Annotated in this window: 1 protein-coding gene; it reads right to left on the bottom strand. The window is 67.3% G+C overall.

The features are described 5' to 3' along the window. Positions 1 to 260, bottom strand: a 260-nt coding sequence (locus ACR9ZK_RS22440) for a hypothetical protein (RefSeq protein WP_481344139.1), incomplete at both ends; no start/stop codon positions are given.

Raw genomic sequence — 260 nt, forward strand, 5'->3', positions numbered from 1 at the left:
TTCCTGGGTCGTGTATTCGACCTTCGAGGTGACCGATTCCAGTTCCCCGGCCGGGCGGCTCTCGAAACGGCGGCGCAGCGGATCCAAGTGGTACGGCACGCCGACGTCCGGTGTTCCGGCGACAGACGGCGCGACACTCAACACGCTGCCCGTGACGGCGTTGGGCCGGTACGTGGCGAGGCCCTTCAGCCCCGCGCGCCACGCCTCCGTGTACAAATCCTTGAAGTCGTCGAACGGGTAGTCGGCGGGCACGTTGACGG

Source organism: Monashia sp. HAY1-5C (assembly GCF_056755255.1).